Annotated in this window: 25 protein-coding genes and 1 tRNA gene; 3 read left to right on the top strand and 23 right to left on the bottom strand. The window is 41.1% G+C overall.

Annotated elements, in window-relative coordinates; genetic code table 11:
• Positions 1–50: 50 nt before the first annotated feature.
• The 7 genes from ACFQZ9_RS15790 to ACFQZ9_RS15760 form a co-directional block, all read right to left on the bottom strand.
• On the bottom strand, positions 51–188 hold the full coding sequence (locus ACFQZ9_RS15790; RefSeq protein WP_498944533.1) for a hypothetical protein: 138 nt from the start codon (positions 186–188) through the stop codon (positions 51–53).
• Between the two features lie 43 nt (positions 189–231).
• Positions 232–438, bottom strand: a complete 207-nt coding sequence (locus tag ACFQZ9_RS15785; RefSeq protein WP_498944590.1) for a helix-turn-helix domain-containing protein — start codon at positions 436–438, stop codon at positions 232–234.
• Between the two features lie 72 nt (positions 439–510).
• On the bottom strand, positions 511–1,167 hold the full coding sequence (locus tag ACFQZ9_RS15780; RefSeq protein WP_498944532.1) for a hypothetical protein: 657 nt from the start codon (positions 1,165–1,167) through the stop codon (positions 511–513).
• Between the two features lie 251 nt (positions 1,168–1,418).
• Entirely contained in the window at positions 1,419–1,937 is a 519-nt protein-coding gene (locus tag ACFQZ9_RS15775) for a helix-turn-helix domain-containing protein (RefSeq protein WP_498944531.1), read from the bottom strand.
• A 13-nt stretch (positions 1,938–1,950) separates the two neighbouring features.
• Positions 1,951–2,157, bottom strand: a complete 207-nt coding sequence (locus tag ACFQZ9_RS15770) for a helix-turn-helix domain-containing protein (protein ID WP_498944530.1) — start codon at positions 2,155–2,157, stop codon at positions 1,951–1,953.
• A gap of 923 nt (positions 2,158–3,080) precedes the next feature.
• On the bottom strand, positions 3,081–3,314 hold the full coding sequence (locus tag ACFQZ9_RS15765; RefSeq protein ID WP_498944529.1) for a hypothetical protein: 234 nt from the start codon (positions 3,312–3,314) through the stop codon (positions 3,081–3,083).
• A 70-nt stretch (positions 3,315–3,384) separates the two neighbouring features.
• Positions 3,385–3,573: a hypothetical protein gene (locus tag ACFQZ9_RS15760; protein WP_498944528.1), complete on the bottom strand. Its 189-nt coding sequence runs from the start codon at positions 3,571–3,573 to the stop codon at positions 3,385–3,387.
• 149 nt (positions 3,574–3,722) lie between these two features.
• Here ACFQZ9_RS15760 and ACFQZ9_RS15755 point away from each other — a divergent pair, with 149 nt between their 5' ends.
• Complete coding sequence (locus tag ACFQZ9_RS15755; protein ID WP_498944527.1) at positions 3,723–3,947, top strand: helix-turn-helix domain-containing protein; 225 nt, start codon at positions 3,723–3,725, stop codon at positions 3,945–3,947.
• 13 nt (positions 3,948–3,960) lie between these two features.
• On the opposite strand, the gene ACFQZ9_RS15750 is transcribed toward ACFQZ9_RS15755, so the two are convergent.
• The 3 genes from ACFQZ9_RS15750 to ACFQZ9_RS15740 all read right to left on the bottom strand — a co-directional run bounded on the left by ACFQZ9_RS15750 (position 3,961) and on the right by ACFQZ9_RS15740 (position 5,970).
• On the bottom strand, positions 3,961–4,431 hold the full coding sequence (locus tag ACFQZ9_RS15750) for a hypothetical protein (protein ID WP_498944526.1): 471 nt from the start codon (positions 4,429–4,431) through the stop codon (positions 3,961–3,963).
• A 157-nt stretch (positions 4,432–4,588) separates the two neighbouring features.
• On the bottom strand, positions 4,589–5,785 hold the full coding sequence (locus tag ACFQZ9_RS15745; protein WP_498944525.1) for an FtsK/SpoIIIE domain-containing protein: 1,197 nt from the start codon (positions 5,783–5,785) through the stop codon (positions 4,589–4,591).
• Complete coding sequence (locus tag ACFQZ9_RS15740) at positions 5,782–5,970, bottom strand: hypothetical protein (protein WP_498944524.1); 189 nt, start codon at positions 5,968–5,970, stop codon at positions 5,782–5,784. Before ACFQZ9_RS15740 ends, ACFQZ9_RS15745 begins: the two co-directional genes overlap by 4 nt.
• 354 nt (positions 5,971–6,324) lie before the next feature.
• On the opposite strand from ACFQZ9_RS15740, the gene ACFQZ9_RS15735 reads away from it, so the two are divergent.
• The gene (locus ACFQZ9_RS15735; protein WP_498944523.1) at positions 6,325–6,552 is read left to right on the top strand and encodes a helix-turn-helix domain-containing protein; all 228 of its coding nucleotides are present in this window, start codon (positions 6,325–6,327) and stop codon (positions 6,550–6,552) included.
• A 121-nt stretch (positions 6,553–6,673) separates the two neighbouring features.
• On the opposite strand, the gene ACFQZ9_RS15730 is transcribed toward ACFQZ9_RS15735, so the two are convergent.
• From ACFQZ9_RS15730 to ACFQZ9_RS15705, 6 genes are all read right to left on the bottom strand, one after another.
• Complete coding sequence (locus ACFQZ9_RS15730) at positions 6,674–6,823, bottom strand: hypothetical protein (protein ID WP_498944522.1); 150 nt, start codon at positions 6,821–6,823, stop codon at positions 6,674–6,676.
• A 341-nt stretch (positions 6,824–7,164) separates the two neighbouring features.
• Complete coding sequence (locus ACFQZ9_RS15725) at positions 7,165–7,734, bottom strand: recombinase family protein (protein ID WP_498944521.1); 570 nt, start codon at positions 7,732–7,734, stop codon at positions 7,165–7,167.
• 573 nt (positions 7,735–8,307) lie between these two features.
• A complete protein-coding gene (locus tag ACFQZ9_RS15720; protein ID WP_498944520.1) occupies positions 8,308–8,559 on the bottom strand; it encodes a hypothetical protein in 252 nt (83 codons plus the stop codon).
• 183 nt (positions 8,560–8,742) lie between these two features.
• Positions 8,743–9,498, bottom strand: a complete 756-nt coding sequence (locus ACFQZ9_RS15715) for a helix-turn-helix domain-containing protein (protein WP_498944519.1) — start codon at positions 9,496–9,498, stop codon at positions 8,743–8,745.
• 171 nt (positions 9,499–9,669) lie between these two features.
• The gene (locus ACFQZ9_RS15710) at positions 9,670–10,620 is read right to left on the bottom strand and encodes a tyrosine-type recombinase/integrase (RefSeq protein ID WP_498944518.1); all 951 of its coding nucleotides are present in this window, start codon (positions 10,618–10,620) and stop codon (positions 9,670–9,672) included.
• Positions 10,621–10,758: 138 nt separating this feature from the next.
• Positions 10,759–10,830, bottom strand: a tRNA-Arg gene (locus tag ACFQZ9_RS15705).
• A gap of 203 nt (positions 10,831–11,033) precedes the next feature.
• On the opposite strand from ACFQZ9_RS15705, the gene clpP reads away from it, so the two are divergent.
• Complete coding sequence (gene clpP / locus ACFQZ9_RS15700; RefSeq protein ID WP_198310435.1) at positions 11,034–11,642, top strand: ATP-dependent Clp endopeptidase proteolytic subunit ClpP; 609 nt, start codon at positions 11,034–11,036, stop codon at positions 11,640–11,642.
• A 77-nt stretch (positions 11,643–11,719) separates the two neighbouring features.
• Here clpP and ACFQZ9_RS15695 read toward each other — a convergent pair whose 3' ends face one another.
• The 7 genes from ACFQZ9_RS15695 to ACFQZ9_RS15665 form a co-directional block, all read right to left on the bottom strand.
• A complete protein-coding gene (locus ACFQZ9_RS15695; protein WP_198310436.1) occupies positions 11,720–11,983 on the bottom strand; it encodes an HPr family phosphocarrier protein in 264 nt (87 codons plus the stop codon).
• A gap of 23 nt (positions 11,984–12,006) precedes the next feature.
• On the bottom strand, positions 12,007–12,960 hold the full coding sequence (whiA, locus tag ACFQZ9_RS15690) for a DNA-binding protein WhiA (protein ID WP_498944517.1): 954 nt from the start codon (positions 12,958–12,960) through the stop codon (positions 12,007–12,009).
• Positions 12,961–12,992: 32 nt separating this feature from the next.
• Positions 12,993–13,979 (bottom strand): gluconeogenesis factor YvcK family protein, encoded by a 987-nt coding sequence (gene mgfK, locus ACFQZ9_RS15685; RefSeq protein ID WP_498944516.1) that lies wholly within the window; start codon positions 13,977–13,979, stop codon positions 12,993–12,995.
• A complete protein-coding gene (rapZ, locus tag ACFQZ9_RS15680) occupies positions 13,976–14,869 on the bottom strand; it encodes an RNase adapter RapZ (RefSeq protein ID WP_026575959.1) in 894 nt (297 codons plus the stop codon). The genes mgfK and rapZ overlap by 4 nt, the downstream gene beginning before the upstream one ends.
• Positions 14,870–14,888: 19 nt before the next feature.
• Complete coding sequence (locus ACFQZ9_RS15675; protein ID WP_026575958.1) at positions 14,889–15,347, bottom strand: NUDIX hydrolase; 459 nt, start codon at positions 15,345–15,347, stop codon at positions 14,889–14,891.
• Positions 15,348–15,684: 337 nt separating this feature from the next.
• Positions 15,685–16,635 (bottom strand): thioredoxin-disulfide reductase, encoded by a 951-nt coding sequence (gene trxB / locus ACFQZ9_RS15670; RefSeq protein WP_198310440.1) that lies wholly within the window; start codon positions 16,633–16,635, stop codon positions 15,685–15,687.
• Positions 16,636–16,753: 118 nt separating this feature from the next.
• Positions 16,754–18,247 carry a tetratricopeptide repeat protein gene (locus ACFQZ9_RS15665; protein WP_498944515.1) on the bottom strand — a complete coding sequence of 498 codons (1,494 nt, stop codon included), beginning with the start codon at positions 18,245–18,247 and terminating at the stop codon, positions 16,754–16,756.
• Positions 18,248–18,282: the final 35 nt, after the last annotated feature.

Raw genomic sequence — 18,282 nt, 5'->3', positions numbered from 1 at the left:
TCACTAACTCTAATAGTTCGCTCATTCGTTCATTCCGCTCCATTCATTCGTTATTTTTTAATTAACTCTTCAATCTCTTTAATCACTCGTTTTATTTCCGAAAATACCTTCACTTCAGATTTCTGACTTATTTCGGCTAACGCTTGTAAATAGGCGATTAAATAGCCGAGCTTTTCTTTTTCATTCATTCTTGACACACCCTAACTATTGACATAAAATTATTATGGGTAATTATGCGTTGTTTTTGAATTTCTCATAAAAAGTATAAAATTCGGAAGGCATCTGCATCTCAATCCTAATTAACTTCGCGCGAATATGATCTGTTATGTCACGCTGTCCATTCTCAATTGCACTAATAGTTGACGCAGCAACTCCGAGTTGTTTAGCGAAACCGTCCATCGACTCGCCCATGTAGTATCTAAGCGCCCTCGCTTTCATTCCATCCAATACGATAACCTCCTATCTATTCACATTCAGCCCAAAAAAATTACCGAACTCTCTTGGGCTTTCCTATATATGCATTTTTTTACTGCGGCTAAATTCTACCGCCCGTCTGCGTTCTTGTTTAAGATGTTCCTCCGAATACTTTTTCGCAAAATAATCCGGCTCTAATTGCGATATTTCCACTTCACCGTAAGAGCGGCCGTGTCTGATCCCTCTTATTTGCACCTTATCGCTTCCGTCCGTCGGAGTCGCTTTACTTTTCTTTTTATATCCTCGTTGTTTTGCCGCGTCAATTTGCTCGAGTTTATCGTGCGAGAATGGCGTTTCGTAACGATGAGCACGTTTCAGCATGTAATGTTCAGAAAGATAAGCAGGGTACTCTAGCCAATACGAATAAAATGTGTACATTTCTTGCTGGAACGACTTCGCTTTCTTCGGCTTTAATAACGCAGCATCCGCCTTTTTGATAGCCTTAGCGAGATTGTCTTTCGCAAATTTACAGGATGGACCACATACTTTCGAATTGTTAGGCTTGGTCTTATCACGGTAATAATAGCCGCACCATTCGCAGCGTTTAATCCGCTTGTCGGCTGCGTCATGTAGTTCACCGTCTTTTAATTGTCGGAGTATCGGTAATGCTTCCGCCATGCTTAATCCTTCTACAAACGTTATTGCAAATTCGATAGCACCTTCGCCTGGATTTCTATAATTGATTTCTCCCATGTTTTATTCCCCCATGTTTTTTGTATTTTACCTAGTTCAATTTTTGAACCACCTTGTATCTCTCTATTGGTTTCTTTTACTTCAGCAATAATACATATTGCATATCTAATCGCAGCGACATTTTGCGTTAGCAAATGGCGCAATGTATTTCTATATACGTAAAGCTGTATAAGTAAATATATATAGAGTACAAAAATTGAACTAGCCTATTTCAATAATTGAACTACCCTATTTCAATAATTGAACTACCTTTAAAACCAACTATCTTCAATCTCATTTTCTACTTGACTAGCAACCTTTTCCGGTGCTATATTTTCGGTAATAGATATTATTTGAGGCTCGACGTTCCCAGCGTCGGCCTTTTTCTTTTTTCCACCTTTCGGCTTCTTAGACGCTTTAAGCGCTGCAATCTCCGAAGCAAACCTTCGATTAAATTCCGCCTCATTTTCGATTGGTTTATTAAACGTGTAGAATTTGTTATTCCAATCGCTGCCGTTATCATGGTTATGGCGGTTAATTAGCCCGAGCTGCTCTAACGATTCAAGGCCCGTGCTGACCGTCCCTTTTGCTAATCCAGTTTCCCTTACTATTGCGTTCCAGGACGGAAAGGCATATCCGATATTAGGGTTATACCGCATCAACAAATAACGATAGAGTCGTTCTGCTGACGGATTGAATTTCGGATGCCTTACGTAGAATTGACAGACTGCGTTCGGTAATCCGGTGAAGCCCATCTCCGTATCAAACGGTAAAACTTTATTTTCTCCCATGAAAATTCCTCCCTTAATTTTCTTCTAAGAACGCGCGGCATTTTTCTACATACTCGTTGCCGAACGTTTCTCGGAATTTTTTATTAACTCTTGCGCTGATATTTTTCTTGTTTCGCTCGATCATACAAACCATAGCTTCGCTAATACCTAACATTTCGCTTAGTTGTTTTTGCGTTAATCCTTGCGATTGCCTAATAAAACGGAAAACTTTCGGGCTCATAAAATAATTCCTCCTAATATTGTTCAATTTTCTTAACTCCCACGTAAATAAAAAGGGAAAGACAGAGTCATGGGAGTAGCTCCGTCTTCCTAAATATAAAGAAATTTACTGCGGCTAAACCCCTAAAACTGAGGCTCTTGACGAAATCACACGGCATATGGTACGATTAAATTGGATAATTTTGCAATTAAACTGTACTAGTCGTGTTTTAAGGCGTCTAGGAGGCTCTCAGAGCCGTTTTAAGCGTTTTAGCACCTTAGGTATTAAATCGCGTCTAGGGCGTTAATTTGACGGCAAATCCACGGCAAAAAAGACCCAGATGATTTCTTAGGCCTCAGACACGGAATTCCCCTTTGTTTGTGAAAATTTCACAATCTCTTAAAACTCCTCTCACTTATATGCGAAATTTTAGTTTGTGAATTCCCGAAAATTAGGAGAAAAAGTGACCAAAGTCCCGTCAATTGTGACAACTTTGTGAACTTGAGTGTAAAATGTAACTGAAAATCGTTCTAAAGCCCTACTTATTTTCGAAGTTTTGCCATGTACAAAAAATGTTGCGTAAGGGCAATCACAATCTTTTGTTATAGAACAAGCCGCGAAAGCCAACCGATACAGTTTCCGCAGAAAAAATACCCTTCAATAAGTATGTCATTTCAGCAACCATATCCGCGCACCCTTACATATACTTAGACGATATGAACCCTAGTTTTCGGACGCCTTTCCGCAAAATAAAAAGACGGCTCTCGCGGGCCCGCCTAATTGCCCTGAGAAACCGACTCAATCGATGACCCTTGGTGCAATCTTTAACTGTTGCCGCAGTTTTGTTCAAGACTCCACCGAAGGTCATTCGATTATTTGCTATTTGCCCATTGCCGTGGGCAGCCGATGCGCCTTTGCCGTAGACGCACCGACCGTTTATTTGATTAAACCATTACTAAGTCAAGTAGAAATTCCGGAGCCTGGCTTAAGTAATCCCGGCCATCTGAATCAAGGTTAACGAGGTAAACGTCCGGCTGAGCAGTTGGTATTGCGTTATATAACCCTGTTCCTTCTTTTCCAGCTACGAGCACTCGATCACCGAAAAGTATGCCACGTTCCAACTCACTCTCTTTAACGACTCCATCGAATACATATAGAACTTTTACTAATCTTTTCATGCTAACTCCTCCAATTATAATAGTTTTTTTCACCAAATTCAGACAATAAATTTCGACTTAATGCGACATATTACCTATTAATTAACTTTGCAAGTTCTTCGCGAATAAACTTCACATTTTCGAGGACCGATTCTTTACCGTCCGCTGTGTATCTCATTCGCTCGTTTGACGGAAATCTTCGACGAAGGTCAATTTCATCTTGGGTGTGCTCAATTACTCGGTCAATAAAATCGAGTATGTTAGCAAATTTATTACCCATTTTCCGCACCTCTTTCTGATTACTAATGTGTAATTTATTTCTTGTCTTTATATTACCAATTACTAATTAGTAAGTCAAGCGCATTTGACGAAAAAATTTCTAATGTGTAATATGTAATTAGTAATTAGTTAGAATTGGAGGAGAGATCGATGGCAAAATATATTGCAAAGCCACGAATGAACGAAATCCGTAAAGAGCTAGGCATCAACGGAAAAGAACTTGCGGAACTCGCTGGCGTAACAGAACCGACAATAAGCCGATTCGATAGTCAGGCGCGTTATGACATAGACGTATTAATATCAGTTGCAAAAGCTTTAAAGGTATCCGTCGAGGAATTATTTACAATTGAAGAAAACAAAGAAGACGCCCAGTAAGGCGCCTTTTTTATTACCCTATTTTAAATTTAATGCCGCCCTGTTCTACGGTTTTAACCGGCTGCGGCTCCGACTTCAATGACTGATTAAATTGCGTAAATGACTCCGCCTGGAACACGCGAAAAGGCCAATCGCCATCATCTAACGCATATCTCTGATCCGATAATATCAATACATGCGGAAAAGGTTTCCCCATTACACCGGAATTAAACAGGTCTACATATCGCTGCATCTTCTCGAGCATTTGTTTTTCGGAATAGACGGTCTTTTGGACTTCGATAAAAAATGGCGTGTTACGGAATACGGCAAAGATATCCGGCTCAGCTCCTGCCGACTTTTTGCAGTATTTCGGCTCGACAAGAAACGTTTCCAGGCGTCCGAGCTTCCGCATTTCCTTATATACGTTTAATATTGCGAGGAAATGGCCGATTTTTTGACTATTCTTCTTTATCTGCGTATCAGGTCCGAAGTAAACATACGGCACAAACGCGGTGCTCCTTTGTATCTGACCGTCCCGTAATAACCGTAGCAAGACGTTATTTGCCGAGAATTTAGGGTTTTTGAGGTTACTGAAGAAAAGCTCAGCGATGGAATCCCGGTCCATCACGCGAAACTTATTTAACGCTTTGATTATCTCTTTATCACGGTTGCTTAATGGCATCGTAAAAAACCTCACTCTCTGTTAAATGTTGCGACGTCGCATCATTTGGCTCCTCATTCGGTGGCGATGTCGCCACTTTCCTATAATTGTGGTTCGTCCAATCATCCGATTTATACTTCGCCAGTATCTCCTCAGTCTTTTCCTCGTCTAAATAAGGTGCTCGCAGCTCCGTAAGTTCATCGAGATTAAGCAGGAACTTGCCCGGCTCATCCTTGCTTATCTTTTCACTTCCCGGAGTCTCTCCGATCATGGCATTCCGTTTGTCAACCGTTCTGAAGCCCATTCGGACCGATAGAACGCCCCGGACATCAGTCGAGAGGATTTTATGCGAAGGTCGTTGCATCGAAAGGATTAGATATATCCCGTAAGCTCTGCCGAGCGAAGCTATCTGCAACAGGTCCGCCATTATGTCCGCATCATTAATCATCACGAACTCATCCACGCATAGAACGATAAAAGGAGGCTTCTTATCTGCTGGCAATTTGTTAACGTGTCTTACGCGATGATTCTTCAGTAATTCGCCCCGTTTTATCAGTTCCTTCTTTAAATGCGTAAGAACTGGCGCAAAATCCTTCACTTGATAACTCACACTCTTAACGTGCTGCACACCTTCATAGACGGCCAGCTCGCTTTGCTTAAAGTCCGCAATATAGAAGTTTATTTCATCCTCTGAATATAATTGGATTAGCGTTGTGAGAATGACGTGTAGAATCGAGCTCTTACCGCTTCCAGGCTGCCCGAATATAAGCAAGTTCGGATTATTGGTTGCATCGTATATATGCATCTGCTTATTACTATCCTGACCGCAGACAATCGGCATAAAATAGCCTTCGCGTTTGATGATTTCGAGTAACTGCGGATAGTCATACGGCACTTTTTCCTTCTTTGATTTCGTGACAATCGTCAATTTAAATAGTTTCAATTCGCCTTCAAGAGTCGTATCCTTTCCGAAGTATTGCTTAAATAGAAACTCGCTCTTTTTGATTAGCTTCGGATCGAGTCCGTTTGGAATAGTGAAGGTTATGGTCGTGGCAGAATCGTAGATATTAACTGAGTGGATTTTTGGAAGGATTAAGCGCTCATTGTTGTCGTCAATTTTATGCGTTAAATGAAGTCCGCCATTCTTAAAGGCCTTTACCAGCTTGTGCCGCGTCTTTAATTTCGCCCATATGCTCATCGCAGCCACCTCAATAACGCATTAGTTTCTAAGAAGTAAATACTTGCGACCATTGCAATGACTGGAATCAGTAGTTTTAGCGTTGTTCCTATCCAATAGATGCCGACTTCCTCCGCTAACTTATCGAGCAAGGTAATTGCGATAAAACTACCACCAGCGATTAAAATTCCCGGTCCAAATAACATTCTAATTCCTCCTAATTTTCTGAATTCTAAATTGTCAAATTATCTGAATACTTTCTTGGTTTCCCCCGGACCCCCTTCCCCTCCTTCCCGCTTCGCTCATTCTTAACAGATTTCCTATTTTCGACTATTACTACGTTTCTACTTGTACGAGTGCTATCGACTTAAACAGTTGATAAACTTATAGAATAGAAAACTAAAACTTTTAGAATCCTTTTGCTTTCGTGTTAATAGCCTATGTCGCACGGATTGTACCAGTTTACATGTCCGCGAAAATAATTATTTTCACTCGCAGGTATAATTTGTTTCACCGACGGAAATAACTTGTTCTATCAATATCGCGAAAGGGAGATAGAAATGTTTGGACTATTCGGAGGGAAGCCAAGATCGAGGCTAGGCCGCTGGCTTGATTCGAGAGGGATCTCGCAAGAGTGGCTGGTATCTAAATCGAAGGTGAGCCGGACTACTATTAGTGAATTATGCGCAGACAAACGCGATCCTACCGTCGGCACAATTAAGAAGATAATGAAGGTAATACGCGAGGTTGATCCGAATGCAAGACCGGATGACTTCTTCGACTTATAATTTCACTGTAGAATTTTTCGATTGACTTCGGAAGTACGCATATATAATATAAGTGTTAGATAATAAAAAAGAAAAAGAGACCTTAGCTCCCACACCAAGGTCTCAAAAAATAAACAACACACTATCCCATGAAACTGTCCGTCTTGCCTTCCTGGCTTGGCGGATTGTTTCGTTTTAGAAGCTTACGATCGTTATTCCAACTTAATATTTGGAACAAGACCCCGACACCGGTTAAAACCACCCCGACAACTCCAATAACATCCCAGTTCATCGTTCTCCCTCCCTTCTTTCCTTTTCACTGTAAACTTACTTAAAAAAGTCCGTTTGGTCAAAAGTTTTTTAGGGACAAGCAAATATTTCCCCTGTAAATAAAGTATCACGGCATAACACAAAAAATCAACATGTTGTGTTCATAATAATTTCGACACCACTACATATTGTAAAGGACGCAAAAAACTTTTATTTTGTCAAACTTAAATTTTACAGTAAATCGGAGAAAATAGGAGAAAACTGAGGGTTTTATACGAAAAACTATAATACTTAACAAATTTCATGATTTGAATGATTCTAAAATATAAAAAAGCCCCGACAATTTTACGCCAGGGCTCTTCGTTATTTCCCAGTTTCTTCTCTTTCCTTCACGTATTTATAGAGCGTTGTTTTGCTGACGCCAGTCGCTTTCGTTATCTCCGGCACCGTGTACTTTTTGCTATCGTAAAGGGTCAGCGCATGGTCAATCGCGCTCTGATCGGCTGATGGGCGACCACCATTGCGTCCTCGAGCGCGGGCAGCTTCAAGTCCGGCTTTTGTACGTTCTGATATTAAGTCCGCCTCAAATTGCGCTAGAACGGCCAGCATTCCGAAGAACATGTTGCCGACTGCGGTCGTTGTGTCAATCTGATCGCGGATAGAAACGAAGTTAATACCGTTTTCCTTGAAGGATTCGATTAACTGGAATAGATGCGCCCGATTACGGCCGATCCGGTCCAGTTTATAGACGACAACGGTGTCACCTTCGCGAAGCTTATCAAGTAATCGTTCCAACTGCGGACGGTCCTTCTTTTTGCCGGACTCCTTCTCGATGAACATTTCGTCTACTCCATACTTATTCAACGCATCAAGCTGCAAATCAAGCGACTGATCATCCGTACTTACCCTTGCATATCCGAAAGTATAACCCATTTCAACCGACCCCTTTACCGTGATTTTCCTCTTACGTTAATATTACCGATTAGTAATTGGAAAGTCAATAGATAAACGGACGTTTTTCGAACCCCTCGGATTTAAAAAATTGTGCGCTAATTGTAACCGTCAAACGAACGGGCTGGCCGGCATACCCTTGGGGGGTTTGCGGTCGTTCATCGTTTGGCATTCGTCCGCTAAACGGTCCGACTCGATGCTTCACGAACTTTGATAAACGAACGGATAAACGGACACCCTGGCGCCTATATACTCCCGCAATATCCCCCGAGTATCCCCCGTTCGAATAACGGTCGTTTTGCGGAAGGTATCAGCGAGCTGCATCAGTGACCCACTCCGGTATGCCCGCCCTTCTTACCCCACCGGATCACCCCCGGAACATGACCCCCTGAGTTTTAGAGAGACGTCCGCCCCGGTCGCGTCTTGTTGATGCGGAAGCCACTCCGATACCCCCATAGGTATAAGTTAACCTTACGCCCCATTACCTTCTAAATCGGAATCATTCCGAGTTTCTTCTATTATATACCCCCGGTAGGTATATCCGTAATATCCACGTTAAAACGGTAAATCCACGGCATCAACAATGCGCCATTCTTGCGTTTCTAAATCCTTCACCTGCTCCGTAATATCCTTACCGCCATCAATAAGGACCTTTTCTAATATCGCATGATAGGACATTTCCTTCCGTATCTGCTTCCAAAACGCCAGGGCAACGTGTTCTGGCCGTCTTCCTCTCAGCGGAAAGGAACCCTTCTGCGTGATTCGGCTGTCTACGTTATAGTGAATTTCGATAGTCACTTCGGACATATTACCGCTCCTCTCGCGTTTATTATAGCACGAACAGGCGTTCTGTATGAATATAAAAACGAAGTTTCCGCACTTAACCATACCGAATTTGATACGGTAACATAAATTATAGTGGGAAGAGTATTGTAAGTGGCCAAAATGTTCGGATCCCTAAAAAAGCGTCAGTATTGGCGCTTTTTTAATTTAATCAAAAATTAAATCCGCATATAAACGGTCGAGCAAGCGGTCCAACGTGCCGTGATAATACCCGGCTATATTGCGCAGCTTCTTCCGTTTAGTCGCTACAAACGCAATCTTAAGCGCCTGCAGGCCGGTGTTTAAGAGATCGCTAGTCTCATAGCAATCGCGAATATAAGAAGTTTGCGCCAGGTAGATGCCGTAGAGCTTATTCGTTAGCTTGCGGTCATTAACGAAATTGGCCACGAACTCTTTGAAGCGAACATATACGGAAGTATACGTATTATTTATAATTGTATTTGTTTTAGAAGGAATTTGTTTTACTGGTGTGACATTTTCGCGGACCTCTTGTGTGACATTAGCGGAATCACGTGACGTCACGCGTTGTGCAGATTGGACGACGTCGTCTAATTTGACCGGCTGAATCACAATAGCATTAGACGTCTGCTGCATGTCGCTAGCCCTTTTCATTGCGTATTGACGGATGATTCCAAGCGCCTCTAAACGCTGGCATGCTCGAATAACCGTCCGACGTGACTTGCCGATCAGCTCTGCGAGTTTATTTTTGCATAGGAAGCTTACGCCTTTATACTTAGCGGAATATCGATGGAGGTTGTCGATCAGCGTAAGCTCCGTATTCGATAGTGTTTCCAAATATTTACTTTTATACTCTCGCACCGTTTCGTTCAATTGCTCGATAGTCTCAAACGTCGAAAGGTTCTCGAACGTCTCAGCGCTGGCAATTATCGTTATCTTTTTCATTTGCGTACTCTCCCCGTTTAGAGAGCGCCTATCCCAATAAACAAACATACGTTCGATTAAAAGCGTATAACTAAATAAGCGTTGACCTTTACGCTTTTTTTCGATATTATGTAGTTATCGATTTATCTGTGGGTGTTGGCCGTTGGTAGCGGCTGGCACTCTTTTTTATGTTTAAATACCTTCGAATCCCTGCTCGATTGCTGCCTCTAAATCTCTTCCGTATATCTCTACATAACGCTTTAATATCTCTAAGGACTGATGCCCGGTTAATCGCTGCAAGACGAATAAGTTCGTGCCGGCTTCTACTTTTAATCGGCAAAATGTCCGTCTGAATGCGTGAGGGCTTACCGTTACCTCTTTACCTACTTCCGTTTGCTTCCCATATTGCCGGAGCCTATCTTGAATAGAGCGCGGTCCGATCGGCTGATTTTCGACGGTAATAAATAGCGCATCGGTGTCCAGGACGCCTCTTTCCTCTATGTAGGCTTTAAGGACCGTCTTTAAGCGCTTTGTAAGCGGTATACGACGCGCATATCTGTTCTTAGCACGTTGGACATTAATGGCGCCTTTTCCGTCAAAACTGACGTCCTGAATGCGTAAAGATACTAGTTCGGTCAGTCTCATACCGGTATGAGCGAAGGTCAGCATAATCGCCAGGTCACGCAAGCCAATAAACGTTGAAGTGTTAGGTGCATCAAGTAAGCGTTTGAGCTGGCGCTTGTTAAACGTGGCCCCGACTTCATGTCGTTTACGGAGCTGGTGAATGTCAACATACGGATTGGTCGTTATGTATCCTCTTCTTACGCAAAAATTAAAGTATGTACGACCGGCACGAAGACGAGAATTAATCGTATTGACGGCACGGCCTAATCCTTGCTGATATTCGATGAATTGTTCGATGTGGTGGGCTTCTATTTTGCGAATGTCTGAAAGTGGCGCATCAATTTCGGCAAACCCTCGCCTGATCTGTTTAAGTTCTTTTTCGTAAAACTTAACGGTGTGCGATGATAGTCCTTTTATGCGGCAATGTTTAAGGAATTCCGCAGTTGTGTCGCGGAAACTTGAAAGGGTGCGTGTTACTTTTACGGTTAGTACAGTGGAAACGGATTTACGTCTTTTCATTGCGGTAACCTCCTTTGCAAAACTGCAAGGGACGGCTTTGTACTGCGTGGTATTTTTAATCGGTTTGTACCCGGAAATAAAAAAATGCCCCCACGCTTTAAAAAAGCGCAGAGGCACCGTAAACTTAACGATTAGTGACGCCCTCGGCAGGAATCGAACCCACATCTCAAGAACCGGAATCTTACGTGCTATCCGTTGCACCACGAGGGCAAATATTAGCGACTTACCTATTATATGCGATATCTGCCCTAAATGCAAGGGTAAAATAGGTTTAAATTTAGGAGAGATGGAAATGATGAAGGAAGGAAAGTTGTCGAACAATTTTACAGTCGAAATGTTTGACCTTTATTGACCATCAGTGTATGATAACAGTACATAAGTTTTAAAATTTCGTACTTAGAGGAGGAAGAAAAATGAATTTGATTCCTACAGTTATTGAACAAACAAACAGAGGGGAAAGAGCATATGACATCTATTCTCGTCTATTAAAAGACCGGATCATTATGCTTGGCAGTGCGATCGATGACAATGTGTCAAACTCCATTGTTGCCCAATTATTATTCCTTGAAGCTGAAAATCCTGAAAAGGACATCACTCTTTACATCAACAGCCCTGGCGGAAGTATCACAGCTGGAATGGCCATTTACGATACAATGCAATATATTAAGCCGAATGTATCAACAGTATGTATTGGAATGGCTGCTTCCATGGGAGCATTCTTACTGGCTGCAGGGGAAAAAGGCAAGCGTTTTGCCCTTCCAAATGCAGAAGTCATGATTCACCAGCCACTTGGCGGTGCGCAAGGACAAGCAACTGAAATTGAAATTGCTGCAAAACGGATTCTATTCCTCCGTGATAAATTGAACGGAATCCTAGCAGAACGTACTGGCCAGCCGCTTGAAGTAATTGCCAAGGATACAGACCGCGATAACTTTATGACAGCTGAAAGAGCAAAAGAATACGGGTTAATCGATAACATTATTACCCGCAATTTATTGGATGAGAAAAATAATAAAAAGTAATGTTTAAAGCAACTGGTCTTTGACCGGTTGTTTTTTTTAAAAAGGGTTGGCTTTTCTAAAAGCCAACCCTTTTTTTCTTAATGATGGTGTTCATTTTCGACAAAATCAGTTAAGGTCGTAATGGCATTTTCTTCATCCGTACCATCAGCAATAATATTAATGACCACTCCTGAACCGACAGCAAGACTCATTAACCCCATAATGCTTTTTGCATTGACCTTTTTGCCATCCTTTTCAAGAAAAACATCTGACGAAAAACGGTTAGCCTCCTGTACGAATAGGGCTGCAGGACGGGCCTGAAGACCGGTTTTCAATTTTACCTCCACTTGTCTCTCTAACATTTCTAGTATCCTCCTCAAAAGTATTATCTATTTTTTACAGCTATTTCACCAAGGCGCAGTTTTTCTGCAATCTCATCAATTTTTCTTAAACGATGATTGATTCCTGACTTGCTGATTGCTCCTCCGGAAACCATTTCACCAAGCTCTTTAAGCGTAACATCTGTATAGTTGATACGGAGCTCCGCAATTTCCCTAAGCTTTTCCGGTAAAATATGAAGTCCAACTGTTTGATCAATATAACGTATATTCTCTACCTGGCGGATGGATGCACCAATCGTTTTATTTAAGTTCGCTGTTTCACAATTGACAAGACGATTAACTGAATTCCTCATATCCCTAACAATTCGGACATCTTCAAAACGTAAAAGGGCATTATGAGCACCGATGATATTTAAAAACTCGGTAATTTTCTCTGCTTCCTTTAGGTAAGTAATAAAACCTTTTTTCCGCTCAAGCGTTTTACTGTTTAATCCAAATGTATTCATTAATTCACATAAAGAATCGTTGTGTTCCTTATAAAGCGAAAAAATTTCCAAATGATAGGAAGACGTCTCCGGATTGTTCACGGATCCCCCTGCAAGAAATGCACCGCGCAAATAAGAACGCTTACAGCATTTCTTTTTGATTAAATCGTTTGAAATGTCATGAATAAAGGTGAAACCCACACCTAAGATTTTCGTATCCTCTAGAATTTCCTTTGCTTGATCCGCTAACCGGACAATATAAACATTATTTTTCTTCAAACGCATTTTTTTTCGAACGAGCAACTCGACTTGAACATCATAGCTCTTTTTTAACAATGTGTAAATTCTTCTTGCAATTGCCGCGTTTTCCGTTTGAATATCGACAACTAACTTCCGGTTTGAAAAGGAAAGGGAACCGTTCATTCGAATTAAAGCAGAAAGCTCTGCCTGAATGCAGCACGTTTTCACTTCCAAGTTGGTTAATTCCTTTTTTGTTTCTGAAGCGAAAGACATCCCTTCACCCCCCTCAAATTTCTTGCCTGCTATTATTTACGATGATAACGCTTTTTAGTTTCATCTATAAGCAAATTGTATAAGATGTTTGCTACTTTTTTCGGGTCATGCCTTAATGCCCCGTTTTCCTGAACCGCAATATCAGCATGAACCACTTCTAAACCGAGCTCGTAAAGACGCGGAAAATCATAAAGAACAGGGTCCGCTAATTCTTCATTATAACGGAGCTGTACCTCCGGTGGAATTTCTTCATTATTGACCAGAACTGTATTAATAAAGGCACATTTCATGTGATTGTAAATCGCTTTTACATGATCACTAGCTGTAAAGCCATGCGTTTCCCCTGCCTGCGTCATCAAATTACAGATATACACTTTTTTTGCATGTGCCTTGCATATTTCGTCGCCAAGCTTTGGAACTAGAAGGTTCGGCAAAATGCTTGTAAAAAGGCTTCCTGGGCCAATGATAATTAGGTCAGCCTGGCGTATCGCCTGAATGGATTCAGGTAATGGACGAATATCATCTGGTGTCAAAAAAACCCTTTTTATTTTTTTACCGGAATACGGGATCTTCGATTCACCCGAAACGACAGCCCCATCTTCCATTTCAGCATGCAGTACTACACTCTGATTGGCAGCGGGTAATACCTTGCCGCGAACATTTAAAACCTTACTCATTTCTTGAATAGCATGCACAAAGTTGCCGGTAATCGATGTCATAGCAGCAAGGATGAGGTTCCCAAGTGAGTGTCCTGACAACTCATTTGAGGTTTTAAAACGATGCTGAAACATTTCCTCGACAAGCGGCTCTACATCCGACATGGCCGCTAATACATTACGAATATCTCCGGGCGGGGGAATATGCAAATCGTCCCGCAATCTCCCTGAACTTCCGCCGTCATCCGCAACGGTAACAATCGCAGTGATATCAACAGGATATTGCTTTAATCCTCGCAACAAAACAGGCAATCCAGTTCCTCCACCAATGATGACGATTCTTGGCTGTCCGAAATTGCTCATGTAGTTTTTTCCTTTCTCCTTTCAATGTCACGGTGCGAAATACAAGTCTTGTAATCCTTCTCGAAAAACTTCCCAATATATTCCGCAAGTGCTACTGAGCGGTGCTGCCCGCCCGTACAACCAATCGCAATAATCAATTGTGCCTTTCCCTCCCGCTTATAATGAGGAAGCATAAAGGAAAGCAAGTCCGTAACCTTTTCTAAAAACTTTTGGGTTTCGCTCCATTTTAAAACATAACTGGAGACTTCCTCATCCATTCCTGTTTTAGGGCGCATATGGTCAATATAATGTGGGTTTGGCAGGAAACGCACATCAAATACAAGGTCAGCATCAATTGGAAGCCCATGCTTAAATCCAAATGACATGACATTAACAGTAAAGATATGTTCTTTATTCGCAGTAAATTCCGTTAAAATCTTTTCCCGCAATTCGCGCGGTTTCATCTCTGAAGTATTATAAATTAATTGGGCCCGGCCTTTTAATTCCTCTAATAGCTCTCTTTCTAGCTTAATTCCTTCTAACGGAAGCCCTTCATGGGCAAGCGGGTGTGACCGTCTTGTTTCTTTATACCTGCGCACTAAAGTGGAATCATCTGAATCTAAGAATAAAATTCTTGGTGTAACCCATGAGGTTTCGGCTAGGTCATCAAGAGCTTTAAAAAGATGATCAAAAAACTCTCTCCCACGCAAATCCATGACTAAGGCCACTTTATTCATTTTATTCCCTGATTCCTTCATTAGTTCAAGAAACTTTGGTAATAATGTTGGGGGTAAATTATCCACACAGAAGAACCCTAAATCTTCAAAGCTTTGAATGGCAACTGTTTTTCCTGCTCCAGACATTCCTGTAATGATGACCATTTGAGTATCGCCCGTAGACCCGGTACTCATTTTCAATTCCCCCTATAAATTAGCTTGGATCTAATCGATAACTGATTAGTTCAAAATCTTTTGTATACGTGAAAGTGCCGTAAATGATTCCTTTTCCGTGAATCATATAATCGATAATATGATAATCACCCGCTGCCATTGGCAGATTTTTAATCTGATCCAATGTATGCCATTGAAGAATTCCTTCTTCTGACTCCTCGACATCCATTCCATCTGAGTCATTAGCCAAAAATGAAAACATCATCCATTCAGATTCCACACAATCATTTTCTCTGATAATCATCGTAAAAACGCCTTTTAATTGTGGGTTTTTCAAATATATTCCCGTTTCTTCGCGGTATTCACGAATACAGGAATCTCTGACAGACTCACCCGGCTCCATTTTGCCGCCCGGAGCCACCCACCAGCCACGCCGTGGCTTTTGCAGCAACAAGATTTGATTATCCCTTATTAAAACACAATTGGTGACTCGCTGCACTTTTCTCACCTTCTTTCACAAACGTAAGCGCCTAACCCCACGCACTAAAAACTAGCCTCTATCGATTAATTTTTCTTCAAAAGAATTTCCGTGATAATGATTCATTTCATTATACTATTTTTAATATCCAGTCACAATGAATACAAATTTGATAATTAACTAAAAATTTCCTACTATATTTAAATCCTCTGGAAAAGCAAAAAAATAGCACAGGCTTTGGCCTGTGCGCAAAAAGGTATATTTTTAAAGGGGGTCAATTACTATCTCTATCATACCCCATCAATATTTCACTACTGTTACAAAAGAATTAAAACAGAGTTACTTTTTTCCATTATTTTCATTGTCTTTGTTTTAATTCTTCTTTTAGCTCCTCGACATAATGCTGGGCAGCTTGTGCGGCAATACTGCCGTCGCCTGTAGCGGTTACGATTTGGCGCAATGTTTTTTCGCGAATATCACCAGCAGCGAAAATTCCAGGAACCTTTGTTTCCATTTGTTCATTTGTTTCAATATAGCCATTTTCATTAGTAATCCCAAGGTTTGTAAATGGTTTCGATAACGGCAGCATTCCGACATAAATAAATACACCATCCGCCTTATATTCCTGCTCCTCACCATTTACCGTAGAAACCAATGTAACACTGCCAACCTTGCCATCCTTTTCATTAATCGATTTGATGGTATGATTCCAAATGAAGTCCACTTTCTCATTGGCAAACGCTCGGTCTTGAAGAATTTTTTGAGCGCGAAGCTGATCACGGCGATGAACAATCGTTACCTTTGATGCAAATCTTGTTAAATATACACCTTCTTCAACGGCAGAGTCTCCGCCTCCGATTACAACAAGTTCTTTGTTTTTAAAGAAAGCACCATCACAAACTGCACAATAAGAAACACCGCGTCCGCCAAGTTCCTTTTCGCCAGGTGCGCCAACCTTTTTATACTCAGCACCAGTCGTAATGATGACCGAATAGGCTTTATATTGTTTTGAACCAGCATTCACTACTTTATATTCACCATGGTCCACAATTTCTTTAATATCACCGTAGGCATATTCTGCACCAAACTTTTTAGCATGCTCAAACATTTTGGTGGATAAATCCGGGCCTAAAATACTTTCAAAGCCTGGGTAATTTTCAACATCTTCAGTATTGGCCATCTGCCCGCCTGGCATTCCGCGCTCAATCATAAGTGTTGAAAGGTTTGCACGTGAAGTATATACTGCAGCGGTCATACCAGCTGGGCCGGCACCCGCAATAATAACATCATAAATTTTCTCTTCGGACACTTTTTTCACTCCCTATAAAAAATACGATTAGGTTATATCATTCCCTTTCCCTAATCGTATAAAACAAATAGATTATAGTCCAAAAATATGCTTGTTAAAAGAGCGAAAATACCTTATTTCAGTTTAAAAAGTTGTTCACAAACTTTACATATTTTCCGACAGTTGCTACCGAAAGACCATACCGTTCTGCAATTTCCTCACGCGTTACTTTTTCGCTGCGAAGCTTGTTCCAAACATATTCAATTGCTCCGGCCCAGGCCTGCTTATTTTTTAATTTGACATTCGACTTCGAGATTTCCACAAATGTCGAAAACCAGATTAAATATAAACCCGATTCAATTGGACCAATTGGTTGATGATTTTGGTATAATAGCTCGGCAATTTCATGGGCATCAGCCGAAATCGATGGGGTACCGGATTTGATAAACGACATGTATTCCTGTTCCATCGGCGTCAGCTTTTGGTTATCCAAAAATCGTTTGGATGAAAAAATATCTTCCGCCTTATCAGATAAAGCTGTAAGAAAGAGAGCAAATAATCGTTCCTCAATATAATCGCTGTCTAATTTTTGAAAAATAGAACTTGGATGGTCCTCAAATCCGCCCCCCTGCACTTTGTCAGAATTCCATGGCTCAAAGCCTTCTTTTTCTGGATTGATTTCCAGAACTTTTTTCCAAATATTTTTGGCAAAAGGTTTATTACCAATGTGATAGGCAGCACATGAGAGCCAATAGTAGAATGGACCGTCTCCATCAAAACCATTTTTATATAGCTTTTTAAGCCAAAAGTAGGCAGGTTCATATTCCCCTACCAAGGCAAACGTTGCTCCTAATTTAAACTGTTGTTCAACAAGAAGCGGTTTAATCTTTTTCAACGATTCCATCAATCTTTCAGCACTCTTAAATTGCCCTTGATAATGGGCAAATACAAGCCGGTTGCAAAGGGCATGAAGATTTCCTGGATTTCTCACCAAAACATCCTCTAAAATCGATTCTGCTTTTTCCGTTTTCCCTAAATAAAAATAGGCAAGGGCTAAATTATTATAGGCTGACCAATACTCTGGGTATTCTTCGACAACGTCTTTTAATAATTCAATTGCCTTTGGAAAATATCCTGACTCTAATAAATCTCTGGCTTGTTCTTGTTTTACAATTAGATCATCCTGCTGATATAGCTCATCTTCAAGATCCTCTTCTTCAAAGAGAAGTAACTCTAGCAGGTCTTCTGTATCTTCAATAAATTCACCGTCGGGCTCAAGCTCTATATAAAGTTTTGCATGGTGATAAGCATCTTTAAACAATCCCATGTGGGCATAATTATTAGCTAGAAAATAATGGCATTCTACCATTTGTTCATCAAGTTCTTCAAGGATCTGATGCAAAAGTCGATTTGAATTTTCAAATTCACCTAGTTCTGTCGATACAATCGCCAGCTGGCAAATAATAATCGGCTCACCTGGTTCAAGCTGCATGGCACGCCCCAGATATTTTTTTGCTTTGATAAAGTCACGTCGATAGTAGGCCTTTAATCCCTTCTTGAAGTAATATTCCCCTGTTGGGACAAATGAGAGAATCTTTCCCTTTTGAATTCTTGCTTTCGAGTCTTTTCCCATAAAGTCCTCCATCTTTCAGTAAACATACATAACTA

It is taken from the genome of Neobacillus sp. GCM10027624 (assembly GCF_042675345.1).
GTDB lineage: Bacteria > Bacillota > Bacilli > Bacillales > Cytobacillaceae > Neobacillus > Neobacillus cucumis_D.
Note: the sequence above shows the minus strand (reverse complement) of the source record. Positions and strands in the feature narration are given on the sequence as shown.

Bases quoted from the DNA above. Each gene is read 5' to 3' on its own strand.
- ACFQZ9_RS15760 (WP_498944528.1), bottom strand. From the start codon at position 3,573: ATGGGTAATAAATTTGCTAACATACTCGATTTTATTGACCGAGTAATT.
- ACFQZ9_RS15790 (WP_498944533.1), bottom strand. From the start codon at position 188: ATGAATGAAAAAGAAAAGCTCGGCTATTTAATCGCCTATTTACAAGCG.
- ACFQZ9_RS15730 (WP_498944522.1), bottom strand. From the start codon at position 6,823: ATGAACTGGGATGTTATTGGAGTTGTCGGGGTGGTTTTAACCGGTGTC.
- clpP (WP_198310435.1), top strand. From the start codon at position 11,034: ATGAATTTGATTCCTACAGTTATTGAACAAACAAACAGAGGGGAAAGA.
- ACFQZ9_RS15720 (WP_498944520.1), bottom strand. From the start codon at position 8,559: ATGTCCGAAGTGACTATCGAAATTCACTATAACGTAGACAGCCGAATC.
- ACFQZ9_RS15665 (WP_498944515.1), bottom strand. From the start codon at position 18,247: ATGGGAAAAGACTCGAAAGCAAGAATTCAAAAGGGAAAGATTCTCTCA.
- rapZ (WP_026575959.1), bottom strand. From the start codon at position 14,869: ATGAGTACCGGGTCTACGGGCGATACTCAAATGGTCATCATTACAGGA.
- ACFQZ9_RS15740 (WP_498944524.1), bottom strand. From the start codon at position 5,970: ATGTTATTTGGACCGGGAATTTTAATCGCTGGTGGTAGTTTTATCGCA.
- ACFQZ9_RS15695 (WP_198310436.1), bottom strand. From the start codon at position 11,983: ATGTTAGAGAGACAAGTGGAGGTAAAATTGAAAACCGGTCTTCAGGCC.
- ACFQZ9_RS15770 (WP_498944530.1), bottom strand. From the start codon at position 2,157: ATGAGCCCGAAAGTTTTCCGTTTTATTAGGCAATCGCAAGGATTAACG.
- mgfK (WP_498944516.1), bottom strand. From the start codon at position 13,979: ATGAGCAATTTCGGACAGCCAAGAATCGTCATCATTGGTGGAGGAACT.
- ACFQZ9_RS15775 (WP_498944531.1), bottom strand. From the start codon at position 1,937: ATGGGAGAAAATAAAGTTTTACCGTTTGATACGGAGATGGGCTTCACC.
- ACFQZ9_RS15725 (WP_498944521.1), bottom strand. From the start codon at position 7,734: ATGGGTTATACTTTCGGATATGCAAGGGTAAGTACGGATGATCAGTCG.
- ACFQZ9_RS15785 (WP_498944590.1), bottom strand. From the start codon at position 438: ATGAAAGCGAGGGCGCTTAGATACTACATGGGCGAGTCGATGGACGGT.
- ACFQZ9_RS15745 (WP_498944525.1), bottom strand. From the start codon at position 5,785: ATGAGCATATGGGCGAAATTAAAGACGCGGCACAAGCTGGTAAAGGCC.
- ACFQZ9_RS15765 (WP_498944529.1), bottom strand. From the start codon at position 3,314: ATGAAAAGATTAGTAAAAGTTCTATATGTATTCGATGGAGTCGTTAAA.
- ACFQZ9_RS15735 (WP_498944523.1), top strand. From the start codon at position 6,325: ATGTTTGGACTATTCGGAGGGAAGCCAAGATCGAGGCTAGGCCGCTGG.
- ACFQZ9_RS15755 (WP_498944527.1), top strand. From the start codon at position 3,723: ATGGCAAAATATATTGCAAAGCCACGAATGAACGAAATCCGTAAAGAG.
- ACFQZ9_RS15710 (WP_498944518.1), bottom strand. From the start codon at position 10,620: ATGAAAAGACGTAAATCCGTTTCCACTGTACTAACCGTAAAAGTAACA.
- whiA (WP_498944517.1), bottom strand. From the start codon at position 12,960: ATGTCTTTCGCTTCAGAAACAAAAAAGGAATTAACCAACTTGGAAGTG.
- ACFQZ9_RS15715 (WP_498944519.1), bottom strand. From the start codon at position 9,498: ATGAAAAAGATAACGATAATTGCCAGCGCTGAGACGTTCGAGAACCTT.
- ACFQZ9_RS15780 (WP_498944532.1), bottom strand. From the start codon at position 1,167: ATGGGAGAAATCAATTATAGAAATCCAGGCGAAGGTGCTATCGAATTT.